The following is a 13748-nucleotide window of genomic DNA, read 5'->3' as shown; positions in this document are numbered from 1 at the left end:
ACTGAACTCCAAACTATATGGAACCAAAGAAAATTGAAAATATTGAGCTTAAATTCTTGAATTTAAAAGACTATGAGGCTTTAAAAAAGGCAACAATTCAGTCTTATGGCGGAATGCCAAATAGCTATTGGAAAATGAACGAGATTGGAAATCTCATTGATATTTTTCCTGAAGGCCAAGTACTAATTATGGCCGACGGAGAAATTGCTGGTTGTGCGCTTTCTATTATAGTCGATTTTGATGAGTTGGGAGAAAAGCATACCTATAAAAATGTTACGGATGATCCAACTTTCAAAATCCATGATCCTGAAGGCGATGTGCTTTATGGAATAGACGTCTTTATTCGTCCAGATTTTCGAGGCCTTCGTCTTGGAAGAAGATTGTACGATTACAGAAAAGAACTTTGTGAAAATTTAAACTTGAAGAGTATCGTTTTTGGGGGAAGAATGCCAAATTATCATTTACATGCCGAAAAACTTTCTCCTAAGCAATACATTGAAAAGGTGAAGCGTAAGCAAATTGATGATCCCGTGCTAAACTTTCAAGTTTCTAATGATTTTCACCCTGTACGCGTGTTGAAGGGATATCTGGAAGGAGATAAAGCTTCGGGGGAATTTGCTGTTTTGATGGAATGGGATAATATTTATTATACCAAACCTGAGAAAAAACCGAAACCTTCCGCTATTAAAAGTGTGGTTCGTCTTGGTTTAATCCAATGGCAGATGCGAAGTTATGCCAGCATGGAAGATTTAATGCACCAAGCAGAATATTTTATTGATAGTGTTGCCGGTTATCGTTGTGATTTTGCAATGTTTCCAGAATTCTTCAATGCTCCGTTGATGGCGGCATACAACCATATGAGCGAACCTGATGCAATTCGTGAATTGGCCCAACACACGAAGGAAATTACAGAACGGATGTCGCAACTTTCCATTTCCTATAACATTAATATTATTACGGGAAGTATGCCTGAAATTGTGCGTGGGAAACTATACAACGTAGGTTATTTATGTCGTCGCGATGGAAGTGTAGAACGTTTCGAAAAAATACATGTTACCCCTGATGAGGAACGTGTTTGGGGAATGCAGAATGGGAACGTTCTGAAAACCTTTGATACCGATTGTGGAAAAATTGGTGTTCTTATCTGTTATGATGTTGAGTTTCCTGAACTTTCCCGATTGCTTTCGGATGAAGGAATGGATATTCTTTTTGTTCCTTTCCTTACAGACACACAAAATGGATATTCTAGAGTTCGATTATGTGCTCAAGCTAGAGCCGTTGAAAACGAATGTTACGTTGCCATTGCAGGAAGTGTAGGAAACCTTCCAAAAGTTCACAATATGGACATACAATACGCGCAAAGCGCTGTATTCACACCTTGCGACTTCTCTTTCCCAAATAATGGAATTAAAGCGGAGGCCACACCTAACACCGAAATGATTTTGGTTGCCGACGTGGATCTTGACCTACTTCGTGAATTGCACACTTTCGGCGCCGTTAGGAATTTGAAAGATAGAAGAAAGGATTTTTATAGACTTGAACGGGTAAAAAAATAGGTTTCCAAAAAGTTTAAGCTGATTGTTACTCCTCATTTTGGGGAGTCAACTTTTTGTCCTTCAGAAAAAAGTTAGAGGGATATAATTCCCAAATTGCAAATCCGATCACCACAATATACTCCAAAGCCACCAACCAAAGGTTTTCATCAAACCCATCTTTTCCATAGGCTGAATAACTTAGTATTACCATAAAACTCCAAACGATTGGAAACTTATATTTTGTAAATACCGAAAGCAAAAGTGGCGTGGCTATATACCAAGGGTGAACTGTAGTTGACAAAAGGAAGTAAAAGAAAACCGCAATAAGCATTGCAGTTATTAACTGTTGTTGTGTTTTATTTTTTCTGATGAAAGCGATTCCCAGAACAAAGAACAGAACCAAAATAGGTAGAATCTTGCCAACTGTTTTAATCAAATTCCATCCGACTACCTGAAACCCGATCCATCTAATTACATAATAAATACTTGCATTAAATTCGAAATCCTGAAACCATAGTGCAATGGTCGATGAAAAATTCTGAATAAATTCCGAAGAAAAAAAGGGTACAAAAGTAATTATTATAGTTGCTCCCGTAATAAAATAGAATCCTAGTATTTTTTTTTTAGACATCTCATAGGTTTCTAAAACCTGTAAAGTCTTGTTTTTATTTGTGAAATATTTAAAAAACAACGGTAAAAACAACAACGGAAGCAATTTTACCGAAACCGATACACCAAATAAAACTGCAGCCCATAACCATTTTCCTTTAAATAGTAAATACAGCGCCCAAATAAAGAAAAAAAGCATGACGCTTTCAAAATGGAGATTTCCAGTAAGTTCTATGATGATAAAAGGATTCAGAAAATACCAGAAGATGTTTCTAATTGGAAGGTTTAGCTGTTTTAATATTTTCTTTCCGAAGTAAAGAATTCCAATATCTGCAAGAATCATTATTGTGTGAAGTATAATCACTGAACCTAAAATACTTTTCCCTCCAAAAAACGCAGCAATGGCAAAGAAGAACTGATTTACAGGTGGATAATTGCTAAAATGGCTTGCATTTAGCGAACCCATACCTTGATATAGTTCATTCGCCTGCGGAATTATTATTCCGAGTGAAGTTGATAACTCCTTAAAGTATAAGTCTGGAGTAAAGAGATACGGACTTATTCCTTGGGCTACCAAGCGTCCATCCCATAGAAAACGATAAAAATCTTGTGAAAGATTTGGAATAGCTAGAATGAAAAGTAATCGAAAGACAATTCCTAAACTGGCTAGAAACCAGAAATTGAGTTTGAAATTTTGAATGCAGAGATAAGCTATGATGAAAAGTGCGCCGAAGAGTGATATCAACTTTGCGAAATCACTTCGCTCCAAATCGTATGCAAAGCTGAGGTAGAATGCGATAGAAGTTATCGCAAAAAGTAAGGGGATTTTATATAGCTTAATGAAATTCAACAGCTTAATTTGAAAGATTCCTGCCTTCCCAGGAATTATTAATCTTGCCATTCTGCAATAAACAAATTGGTGTCGTGTCCGCCACCATTATTTCTGTTGCTTGAAAAAGCCAGATGTTTTCCATCGTTTGAGAATACTGGAAAGGCATCAAAGGTTCGGCCGTGCGTTACGCGTTCAAGGTTCTTTCCATCGAGATCAATTAAATAAAGGTTGAATGGAAATCCTCTTTCTGCTTCAAAATTACTTGAAAACAATATTTTTTCTCCGGAAGGATGAAAGAATGGCGCCCAATTGGCATTGCCCAGATGCGTCAATTGTCTAAGTTCGCTGCCATCGGCATTGCAGATGTATAGTTCCATTTCTGTAGGTTGCACTAAACCTTGGGATAATAAATCTTTGTATTCTTGAATTTCGGCTTCGGTTTTTGGACGGGAGGATCTAAAAATAAGCTTGCTCCCGTCAGGTGAGAAAAATGCGCCGCCATCATAACCTAATTCATTCGTGATTTGTTTCACGTTTTTGCCATCAATATCCATAGTGTAAAGTTCCAGATCACCACTTCGCATAGATGTGAAAACAATTTTATCTCCTTTGGGCGAAACGGTGGCTTCGGCGTCGTAACCGGGTTCATCAGTAAGTTGCGCAGTTATATTTCCTTTAAGATCTGCCACAAAGATGTCATAGCTTTCATAAATAGGCCACACGTATTTTCCTTCTTTTTTTAAAGGTGTTTCTGGGCAGTTTTCGTCTTTAAGATGTGTGCTTCCATAAACAATATGCTCTCCGTCCGGCAAAAAATAACTACAGGTAGTGCGTCCTTTTCCAGTGCTTATCATTGGTGGTTGGCTATCCCTAAAAGTTTCATCAGCATCCATCAAAAACATCTGGTCACAGTTTACGCTCCAGTCTTTGTTGTTGCTTTGGAAGACAAGCTGGCTGTCGTCAAAACTCCAATAAGCCTCCGCATTATCGCCGCCAAAAGTTACTTGGCGAATATTTTTAAAGTGTTTTTCTTCTGGATAAATTAAAGTATCGTTTGTTTCAGGATCAAGAACTAAAGCTGAAGTTTTTTCAGTTAGGTCTCCGAGCGAAGTCGAGGAGTTCACTTCGTTTTTACAGCCTACAAAAAAGGAAACCATGATTATCGCATATAAGATTTTCATTTTTAATGTATTTTTACGTAAAAGTAATGATATGCGTGCAATTTTATTGATATTTCTAGCAATGCTTGTTCTTTCCTGCAAGGAAACAAAAGTGCAAGTTGTAAGTATAAGTATGAAAGACGACGTTTCTGTTTTGGCTAACGACAGTTTAAAAGGTAGAAAAACAGGTTCAGTCTATGAGAAAAAAGCAGCTTCCTATATAGCAGAAAGATTTAAAAGCATTGGACTTCAACCGAAAGGAACCGATGGTTACTTTCAAAAATTTACATTTAAAGCAAGTAAAAACCCACATCGAGAAGCCGAATTCACTTCAGAGAAAAGCGATAGCACCGAAACTGCGGAAAACCTAATTGCTTATTTAGATAATAAGGCCGAAAATACCGTGGTTATCGGCGCGCACTACGACCATTTGGGAATGGGTGGCGAAGGTTCGCTATATCGGGAAGGGCCAGCAATTCACAATGGAGCGGATGACAATGCGAGTGGAGTGGCAATGATGCTTCATCTGGCTGATTCCTTGCGAAAAGATGGATCGCCGAGAAATAATAATTATCTTTTTATCGCTTTTTCTGGAGAGGAAGAGGGATTGTTGGGTTCCAATTACTTCGTAAAAAACCCAACTATCGATACTAAAAAGTTGACATATATGATCAATATGGATATGGTGGGAAGACTTAACGCTGAAAATACTTTGGCGGTTTATGGCTTGGGAACTTCGCCTATATTTAAGCAAACAGTCAATGCTAATGCTGGGGATTTAAACATTATTGAAAACGAAAGTGGAGTTGGGCCAAGCGATCATACTTCATTTTACCTAGCTGATATTCCGGTGCTTCATTTTTTTACCGGACAGCATGAAGATTACCATAAACCAAGTGACGATACTGAAAAAGTGAATTTTGAAGGGATGGAAATGGTTTCAAATTATATTTTCAGCATAATTAAAGATTTGGATAGTCAGAAAAAGCTTCCTTTCAGAAAAACAAAAAATGAAAGTGAAGTGGTTCCTGATTTTAAAGTTACCCTGGGTGTTGTACCCGATTATCTTTTCAATGGCAAAGGAATGCGGATTGATGGTGTGAGTGAAGATAGACCTGCCCAAAAAGCAGGCCTTCAAAAAGGAGATGTAGTTGTTAAAATGGGTGAGTATCCTGTAACTGATATGATGAGCTACATGGAGAGTCTTTCAAAATTTGAAAAGGGGAAAACTGAAATAGTAACTATTCAAAGAGATGGGGAATTGAAGGAAGTTGAGGTTACATTTTAATATTTTTGAATTATATTTGAGTAAAACAGACAAGCGATGGAAACTACAAAATTGAGGGAAAAACTAAAAGCTCAATTCTCAGAAATTATTGAGGATGATAAAAATCTCGAGTACTTGGAACGCATCTTTGAAAATCTGAATACAGAAGCAAGCTCTTCACAAGTTCCTGAATGGCATTGGAAAGAGGTAGAGGCACGAAGACGGAGACATTTGTCGGGCGAATCAAAATCATATTCTTGGGAGGAAGTTAAAAGCGATATTAGAGAAAAATATGGCTCTTGAATTGATAATTAAAGAAGAAGCGGATTTTGAAATCAAAGAAGCTGTGGATTATTATGAATCCAAGAAAGAAAATTTAGGTATTGAATTCTTTATTTATCTCGATGATTATTTTGAAACTTTAAAAACCGAGATTCCAACCTTTGAATTAAAAAAAAACCTTCCTTTAGAGAGCTTCCCTTAAAAAGATTTCCGTATGTCATTATATATGAGGTAAGTCAGGAAGCGGTAATTGTTTATTCTGTTTTCAACACCAACCAGGATCCGTTGCGGAAGCGAAAGTGAGTTTTGCCCGATCGAGCGATAAAGCAAGTGATTTTGAAGTTGTTTCAATTATAAAAAAACCCAAAGGTCTCGAAGACCTTTGGGTTTTTACTAATTTACTGCGTACAGACAAGGCATGCCTTGTCTCAACGATATACTACATCATTCCTGGCATTCCACCACCCATACCACCTGGCATTCCGCCACCGGCACTGTCTTCTTTGATGTCAACCAAAGCACATTCAGTGGTAAGGATCATTCCAGCAACTGACGCCGCATTTTCAAGTGCAATACGAGTTACTTTTTTAGGATCGATGATTCCAGCTTTTAGCATATCAACATAGGTTTCTGTTTTAGCATCGTAACCGAAGTTTTTCTTGCCTTCCAAAACCTTATTAATAACTACAGAGCCTTCGCCACCTGCGTTTTCAACAATAGTACGAAGTGGAGACTCAATGGCGCGAGCCACAATTTGAACTCCTGTTGTTTCATCTAAAGTTTCAGTAGTAAGCTTTTTAAGTACTGCAATAGCACGAACAAAAGCTACACCACCACCAGCAACGATTCCTTCTTCTACAGCCGCACGGGTTGCGTGAAGGGCATCGTCCACACGGTCTTTCTTCTCTTTCATTTCAATTTCAGAAGCTGCACCTACGTAAAGAACGGCAACACCGCCAGCCAATTTAGCTAAACGCTCTTGCAATTTTTCTTTGTCGTAATCGCTAGTTGTAGTTTCAATCTGAGCTTTGATTTGGTTTACGCGAGCTTTGATGTTATCACTTTCTCCTGCACCGTTTACGATAGTTGTATTGTCCTTATCGATTGTAACGGTTTCCGCAGAACCCAACATATCAATAGTTGTGTTTTCCAAGGTAAAGCCACGCTCTTCAGAAATTACGGTTCCACCTGTCAAGATTGCAATGTCTTCCAGCATTGCTTTTCTTCTGTCACCAAAACCAGGAGCTTTTACAGCAGCAATTTTTAATGATCCACGAAGTTTATTAACTACCAAAGTAGCCAATGCCTCGCCGTCAACATCTTCGGCAATGATTAAAAGAGATTTTCCTGCTTGGGCCACTGGCTCAAGTACTGGAAGCAAATCTTTCATTGAAGAGATTTTCTTATCGTAAAGCAAAATCATTGGGTTTTCCAATTCAGTTTGCATTTTTTCAGAGTCGGTTACGAAGTAAGGAGAAAGGTATCCACGGTCAAACTGCATTCCCTCAACAACATCAACATAAGTTTCAGTTCCTTTTGATTCTTCAACGGTTATTACACCTTCTTTTCCAACTTTTCCGAAAGCCTTAGCAATTAACTCCCCAATCAGTTCGTCGTTGTTTGATGAAATGGAAGCAACTTGCTTTATCATTTCAGAAGAGTTTCCAACTGTTGTAGTTTGCTTTTCAAGGTCTGCTACAATTGCTGCAACAGCTTTGTCTATACCTTTTTTCAGCTCCATTGGATTTGCACCGGCTGCAACGTTTTTAAGGCCTTCTTTTACAATTGCTTGAGCAAGAACGGTAGCGGTAGTTGTTCCATCACCAGCAAGATCGTTGGTTTTTGAAGCAACTTCTTTTACCATCTGAGCACCCATGTTTTCCAGCGCATCTTCAAGTTCAATTTCTTTTGCAACGGTCACCCCATCTTTAGTTACTTGAGGTGCACCAAATGATTTACTTATAATAACGTTACGACCTCTTGGCCCCAATGTTACTTTTACTGCGTTTGCCAATGCATCAACGCCACGTTTAATTGCATCGCGGGCTTCTACATCAAATTTTATATCTTTTGCCATAAATTTTTATTTTGTGACTCCCTTTTGAACCTGGGAATCTTCAGGTTAATATTTATAAATTTTAAACTTTTTGACTATTGAAGAAATTCCAAAAAACAAATTCCAAATTCCAACTTTGGAATGTGGTGTTTGGGGTTTGGAATTTAAATGATGGCGAGAATATCATCTTCGCGCATAATGAGGTAGTCTTTCCCGTCAAGCTTTAATTCGCTACCGGAGTACTTTCCGTAAAGAACGGTGTCACCAACTTTTACGGTCATTTTGTAGTCTTCCTTTCCTTTACCAACAGCCATTACTTTACCTTGCTGTGGTTTTTCTTTTGCGGAATCTGGAATATAAAGACCAGATGCAGTCTTAGTTTCTGCTTCTTCTGGCTGCACCAATACACGGTCTGCAAGCGGTTGAATTTTTAATGCCATAGTAAAATTTTATTTTTGTAATTCCCGCGCAGGCGGGAATCTATTGTTAAACTTATGTTCAAATGTTCGGATTGCTAATGGGCAGAAATTGTGCCACTGCCTATAAACTGACAGTTTATAAAATAAAAATGCCAGCTTGTCAGAAACAACCTAATATTTATGGAAATAATACTTTTTGAATTACGAAAAAACTACATGATCTAGTAGCTTCCGAACTACATCCAACAGAGCCGATATAATTTCAGTAAGGGTTTTAAATATTTTTCCTTAAGAATGGATGCTAAGGCTGGGGTATTTTTACGATAAATAAAACCGAAAACACGACCGTTGTCGCTCCAAAGCAATTGGGTATGCTTTAAACTATACTTTTTAGTCTTTTTTTACTACATTTATAATCCAATAGTTAACCCATAAATTGCCCCAATATGAAAAACAACTTTTCTAAACTAATTATGCTGCCAAAATACATCCTGCTCATTTTTCTGGCCACCACTATTTCCTGTTGGCAAAATGACGATGATGACCCACCCACAGAACCCGTGGACCAACTGCCTCCTGCTACCCAAACGGGAGCTGGTACTTTTGGCTGTTTGCTGGATGGGGAGGTGTATTTACCAGGTAATATACCTAATAAGATGGATTGTGTTTATCAATATGTAAATAGTGGTTATTATCTTTCTTTACAAGGTAGCAAAAGAGATTCTAATAATAATATAATAAGAATTTCTCTTAATACAAAAAGAAAGGAGATACAACAAAATGAAACCTATAATCTCTTGGAAAATATAGATGAAAATGCATATGGTTCTTATTTTTATAACCTTAATTTTTCTTATACAAGCCTTGTCCACTCCGGAGAGTTAACAATAACCAAACTTGATTTTGACAATCATATCGTGTCTGGTACTTTTTGGTTTGATGTGAAAGATAGTGCGGGCGTTGTACACGAAATACGTGATGGTCGTTTTGATATGAGATTTACAGAATGAAACAATAATTAAATTATATTAACCCTAAATCTTTATCTATGGACCTACAATTAAAAAAGACGGTAGCTTTACTGTTACTATGTCTTGGCTCGTTTTTCTACCTAACGGCCCAAACCGTCAACACTACTTTTGCCACGCAGATCAATACCACCCTAAGCGGGCTGGACAAAAGCAAGGTGGCAGACAGCAATTTTCTTTAAATATTATAATATGAGTAAATCATAAAATAAAATCATCTTCAGGATATTGTACATGAAAAAAGCACCATTCTTCAATAAGAGGAATGGTGCTTCAAATATTTTATAAAAGAATGTTATTCTTGATTATCCGTTGTTGGTTGTGCTGGAGTATCTGTAGTTGTAGGAACCGCAGGAATGGTATTCTGAATTGCATTTTCGTCAAATGTTTTAGAACGCATCGTGCTATTTCCCATAACAAAAACATTGGAAAACATAATCAACACTAACATAATGGTTGCAAGGGTCCAAGTACTTTTATCTAAAAAGTCACTCGTTTTCTGCACGCCACCAATCTGTGCACCACCACCACCGCCAAACGACGAAGAAAGTCCACCGCCTTTTGGGTTTTGAACCATTATCACTACGACCAACAAAAAGGCCACTATCATTATTAAAACTAAAAATATTGTAAACGTACTCATGATTGTTCTGAATTAATCAATTTTTCTATTGCTCGAATTTGGTCTGCAAAGAAACCACTTTTTTCGGGATTTTTCAAAATTAATATTTTATATGCTTGAATTGCCTTCTTATAGTTCTTTTGTTGTAAATAAACTTTAGCCAAAGTCTCCGTCATCAGCGACTCTGAGCTTTGTGCGAAAGCTGCGGCTATATTTGTGGAATCATCCTTTTTAACAGTCTTCACGGGTGATTCTGTAGGAATTATTTTAGGTCGCTCTTGGATAAACCTGTCAATAAGTTTCGATTTCCGCTCTTTTTCCTCCTTCGCTGAAGCTTCCTCCTTCGCTGAAGCTTCGGTGGACAAGTCCTTCTCCGCTAACGTTTCGGAGGACAGGTCCTGCTTCGAGTTCTCTTGGGATAAATTTGCTTCTTCTGTATTTTCGAAATCCAATGCTGCTGTGTCTTCTATACGCGCAATGGGTTTGGCTTTTGTCAACTTTAACCATTCAGAAAATGAATGGGTGTCGCTTTTTGTGAACTCCAAAGGTTTATCTACTTGTAGAAGTTCCGCTGGTTCCTCCTCTTTCTTTTCAACTAGATCAGTAATAGATTGAATTTTTCTTTGGAAAAGCCCTGGATTCAAGATATCCTCGGCCTTTTTCATTTCGGCTTGATCATTTGCTGCACTAACTTGTTCAGAAATATCTTCGGAAACTACATTTATTTCATTCACAGATGAATCGTGCTGGAGTATATTTTGCGAAATTTCGTTTTGTATAAATCGGTCTGAAGTGATGTATTCAAAAAGAATATCCCGGTCTGTTGTATGCGCGGCGGCTAGCTTTAAGGCGTCATTATATAAAAAACTATTCTCATTCTTCAAGCCTTTTAGTTGCAATGCCCTCGCGCTCTGGAAATAAGGATATTTTTGAATGATAGATTCCAACGTCGATAAGTCCCCAGAAGTTATTTTCTGTGGATTTGCTAAAAGATATGTGTAGTTTTCAATGTTCAATGTTTGATTTTCAATGTTTTGTAATTTACCCCAGCCCCTAAAGGGGAGTCTGCAATTCGCTCTCTTTGGGCTGGGATCTTTTTCTCTTTAAGCTAGGTTAATTAAAAAATGCTACCAATTCGCAAGCGATTTGTTAAAAATATCCTGTGTTATTCGCTCAAACACAATATCCACTGCAGCGTCCAGTTTTGATCCGGTTAGCTGGGTTTGTCCGTCGTAGTCATAGTAAAAGCTAAAGGGTTGCTCAAAATCCTTCAGTGGGTCTTTGGTGTTAAAAAATCGAACTGCTACCGATATGGTGAGCCTGTTTTGCGCCGCGGTACTGTTAGAAGTTGCCGTGATTGGTGAAATATAAAATTGTGTTATTTCACCTTCATACACCAAATCGCCTCCGCTGTTAACAAGGTCTAAACTTGTTTGATTAAGGAGTAAATCCTGTAATTTCTGTGTGAGATCGCGTCCGATTCCTGGTTCTACAATGGGTGCATTATTTTGAAAATATTTTACCTGCACCGTTTTGGTGGTGCTGTAATTTATATCCGCTCCCGTAAATGAATAGGGCCCGCAACTCTGAAAAGAAAATGCGAGGCTTATAAAAAATAAAATTGAAACTATTTTTGACATCTAAAACTATATGTTTTTTTTTGACTATTGACTATTGACTATTGACTATTGACTATTGACTTTTGACTACTGACTACTGACTACTGACTACCGACTACTAAAGGTCATACTGTTTAATCTTTCTATAAAGCGTTCGTTCAGAAATGCCTAATTCATCGGCAGCATCCTTACGCTTTCCGCTGTATTTCTCCAAGGATTTTTTGATTAGCTCCAATTCTTTTTGCTGAAGCGAAAGATTTTCTTCTTCCTCAATATCCTCTGCATATTCATATTTGTCTTTTCTTTTGGGTTCCTGAACGGAGCCGTAGGATTCCGAAGAGTGTTCGGGAATGCTAAAAACTTCTACGTCGTTATCGTCACCGTTGTTCTCTTCTTCAATTATGGAAGCCAGTTCTTCTTCCGCTTCAGTTTCTTCAGAATATATTTTATCTATCAGTGAGGATTGCTCTTCTTTCACCTTGGCTGCATTGCCCGTCTTCATTAATTCCAAAGTTAGTTTTTTAAGATCGTTTACATCCCGTTTCATGTCGAAAAGCACTTTATAAAGAATTTCGCGTTCACTACTGAAATCGCTTTCGGCTTTCTTTTGATTTACAATTGCCGGAAGGTTACTGCCCATGTCTGGCAGATAATGTTTTAAAGTTTCATACGTAATTTCACGAGTCTGCTCCAAAACCGAAATCTGCTCTGCTACATTGCGCAACTGACGGATGTTTCCGCTCCATCGATATTTAAGTAATAAATCTATGGCGCGGTCATCTAAACGGATGGTTGGCATTTTGTATTTCTGCGCGAAATCTGCCGCAAATTTCCTGAAAAGTAGGTGTATGTCTTCCTTTCTTTCGCGCAGCGGAGGAAGATTTATTTCCACTGTACTCAACCTGTAATAAAGATCTTCGCGGAATTTTCCTTTTTCAATAGCATCCACCATTTTCACATTGGTGGCAGCCACAATGCGTACATCGGTTTTTTGGGTTTGGGAGGATCCTACTTTTAAGAATTCTCCATTTTCCAGGACGCGAAGTAAGCGTACTTGCGTTGGCAGTGGTAGTTCTCCAACTTCATCAAGGAAGATGGTTCCGCCATCAGCCACTTCAAAATACCCGTTTCGGGCTGCTGTGGCCCCTGTAAACGAACCTTTTTCGTGACCGAATAATTCACTGTCGATAGTTCCTTCAGGAATTGCCCCACAGTTTACAGCTATATATTTTGCATGTTTTCTGTGTGAAAGCGAATGGATAATTTTTGGGATACTTTCCTTTCCCACGCCGCTTTCACCTGTAACCAGTACCGAAATATCAGTAGGAGCTACCTGTATTGCTTTTTCCACGGCCCGGTTTAGTTTTGGGTCGTTACCTATAATTCCGAAACGTTGTTTTGTTGCTTGTATGTTTTCCATAAGCCACCTAACCCCCAAAGGGGGAATTTGTGTGATTAATAATATTCAAATGTCCTTTCTATGATTGAACCATTAACTCTAATTGTAGTTGAGCTAATAGGATAATTATTGTTGTTAAATTGAAAAGTAGTTTCCTCCGTGCCCACTGGAAAATTATTTTGACTTTCAATAAATTTAGTGACATTATTTACGGAGTATGATGTGTCAAATGTGAAATCGATATCATATAAATAATGTTCGGTAAGCATATACTGCATAGGCTTACTAATGAAAAACTGAAACAAAGGGTTTGTGGTAGTGTTAGTTTCAAAAGTGTATGATGTTCCGCTTGGCTGGCTTATTTCAGTTACTTGATTGTCTGAATTGTAGCTTATGAAATGTATCGTTAAACCAGATGGACTTGACTGATGTCTTGTTTCAGTAATTCTACCGTTTATGTCAAATAAAATTGAACCAACTTTTTCAGTTATCGTTTCTTCAAAATCTACTCTATTGTTACTATAAACGAAGCTCGTAATATAAGGATCGTGAGCTCCATCTCCAAAATCTATTAGCTTTATTAGCCTGTTGCTACTATCATATTCATAAGTACGGTAGTCTCTAATAAATTCATCATTTGCGGAATAAAATTTAAGACTCTTTAAATTTTGTTGATTGTCGTACTCATACCGCGTGTAGAACCTGTCATCCTCGTTGTCTCCAACATTCATACCTAGTTCCTTTATAATAGTCCCATCTTCATTATAATATCTTATAGATACACGGTCATTGCTTATTTCCGTTAATTTGGAAATATGTAAATCTTCATCGCCAGATTGCTCTTCACTGGGCGAATCATCAGACGAACAACTAATTAATACTAAGGTGAAAAGGAAAAGAAATATTTTTTTCATATTAAA

At 37.7% G+C, this 13748-nt stretch carries 15 protein-coding genes; 6 read left to right on the top strand and 9 right to left on the bottom strand.

Annotation, left to right across the window (positions count from 1 at the left end; translation table 11 throughout):
* Positions 1-17: 17 nt before the first annotated feature.
* Positions 18-1556 (top strand): bifunctional GNAT family N-acetyltransferase/carbon-nitrogen hydrolase family protein, encoded by a 1539-nt coding sequence (locus tag G440_RS0111210; RefSeq protein ID WP_026451392.1) that lies wholly within the window; start codon positions 18-20, stop codon positions 1554-1556.
* A 25-nt stretch (positions 1557-1581) separates the two neighbouring features.
* Here G440_RS0111210 and G440_RS19860 read toward each other — a convergent pair whose 3' ends face one another.
* Together G440_RS19860 and G440_RS0111200 are read right to left on the bottom strand one after the other, a co-directional pair.
* Entirely contained in the window at positions 1582-3045 is a 1464-nt protein-coding gene (locus tag G440_RS19860; RefSeq protein WP_169718958.1) for an MptA/MptB family glycosyltransferase, read from the bottom strand.
* The gene (locus G440_RS0111200; RefSeq protein ID WP_026451391.1) at positions 3033-4157 is read right to left on the bottom strand and encodes a TolB family protein; all 1125 of its coding nucleotides are present in this window, start codon (positions 4155-4157) and stop codon (positions 3033-3035) included. The genes G440_RS19860 and G440_RS0111200 overlap by 13 nt, the downstream gene beginning before the upstream one ends.
* A 31-nt stretch (positions 4158-4188) precedes the next feature.
* On the opposite strand from G440_RS0111200, the gene G440_RS0111195 reads away from it, so the two are divergent.
* Genes G440_RS0111195 through G440_RS19855 form a run of 3 tightly spaced genes read left to right on the top strand, consistent with a single transcriptional unit; the run spans position 4189 to position 5887 of the window.
* On the top strand, positions 4189-5424 hold the full coding sequence (locus G440_RS0111195; RefSeq protein ID WP_026451390.1) for a M20/M25/M40 family metallo-hydrolase: 1236 nt from the start codon (positions 4189-4191) through the stop codon (positions 5422-5424).
* Positions 5425-5460: 36 nt separating this feature from the next.
* Positions 5461-5706, top strand: coding sequence for an addiction module protein (locus G440_RS0111190; RefSeq protein WP_026451389.1), 246 nt, complete (start codon positions 5461-5463; stop codon positions 5704-5706).
* Positions 5696-5887 (top strand): hypothetical protein, encoded by a 192-nt coding sequence (locus tag G440_RS19855; protein ID WP_051285309.1) that lies wholly within the window; start codon positions 5696-5698, stop codon positions 5885-5887. The genes G440_RS0111190 and G440_RS19855 overlap by 11 nt, the downstream gene beginning before the upstream one ends.
* Positions 5888-6124: 237 nt before the next feature.
* Here the strand turns inward: G440_RS19855 and groL are convergent, their stop codons facing one another.
* A complete protein-coding gene (gene groL / locus G440_RS0111180) occupies positions 6125-7762 on the bottom strand; it encodes a chaperonin GroEL (protein ID WP_026451388.1) in 1638 nt (545 codons plus the stop codon).
* Positions 7763-7905: 143 nt separating this feature from the next.
* Positions 7906-8181 carry a co-chaperone GroES gene (locus tag G440_RS0111170; protein ID WP_026451387.1) on the bottom strand — a complete coding sequence of 92 codons (276 nt, stop codon included), beginning with the start codon at positions 8179-8181 and terminating at the stop codon, positions 7906-7908.
* Between the two features lie 425 nt (positions 8182-8606).
* Between G440_RS0111170 and G440_RS0111165 the strand changes: the two genes are divergently transcribed.
* Both G440_RS0111165 and G440_RS21230 read left to right on the top strand, forming a co-directional pair.
* Complete coding sequence (locus G440_RS0111165) at positions 8607-9170, top strand: Riean_0653 family protein (RefSeq protein ID WP_026451386.1); 564 nt, start codon at positions 8607-8609, stop codon at positions 9168-9170.
* Between the two features lie 38 nt (positions 9171-9208).
* A complete protein-coding gene (locus G440_RS21230) occupies positions 9209-9370 on the top strand; it encodes a hypothetical protein (RefSeq protein ID WP_157417943.1) in 162 nt (53 codons plus the stop codon).
* Between the two features lie 113 nt (positions 9371-9483).
* Here the strand turns inward: G440_RS21230 and secG are convergent, their stop codons facing one another.
* The 5 genes from secG to G440_RS0111140 all read right to left on the bottom strand — a co-directional run bounded on the left by secG (position 9484) and on the right by G440_RS0111140 (position 13742).
* On the bottom strand, positions 9484-9831 hold the full coding sequence (gene secG, locus G440_RS0111160; RefSeq protein WP_026451385.1) for a preprotein translocase subunit SecG: 348 nt from the start codon (positions 9829-9831) through the stop codon (positions 9484-9486).
* Positions 9828-10826 (bottom strand): hypothetical protein, encoded by a 999-nt coding sequence (locus G440_RS0111155; RefSeq protein ID WP_026451384.1) that lies wholly within the window; start codon positions 10824-10826, stop codon positions 9828-9830. Before G440_RS0111155 ends, secG begins: the two co-directional genes overlap by 4 nt.
* A 111-nt stretch (positions 10827-10937) precedes the next feature.
* Entirely contained in the window at positions 10938-11450 is a 513-nt protein-coding gene (locus G440_RS0111150; protein WP_026451383.1) for an LptE family protein, read from the bottom strand.
* 97 nt (positions 11451-11547) lie between these two features.
* A complete protein-coding gene (locus G440_RS0111145; protein ID WP_026451382.1) occupies positions 11548-12849 on the bottom strand; it encodes a sigma-54 interaction domain-containing protein in 1302 nt (433 codons plus the stop codon).
* Positions 12850-12884: 35 nt separating this feature from the next.
* Entirely contained in the window at positions 12885-13742 is an 858-nt protein-coding gene (locus tag G440_RS0111140; RefSeq protein WP_026451381.1) for a hypothetical protein, read from the bottom strand.
* Positions 13743-13748: the final 6 nt, after the last annotated feature.

The sequence above is a fragment of the Aequorivita capsosiphonis DSM 23843 genome, assembly GCF_000429125.1.
Classification (GTDB): Bacteria; Bacteroidota; Bacteroidia; order Flavobacteriales; family Flavobacteriaceae; genus Aequorivita; species Aequorivita capsosiphonis.
Note: the sequence above shows the minus strand (reverse complement) of the source record. Positions and strands in the feature narration are given on the sequence as shown.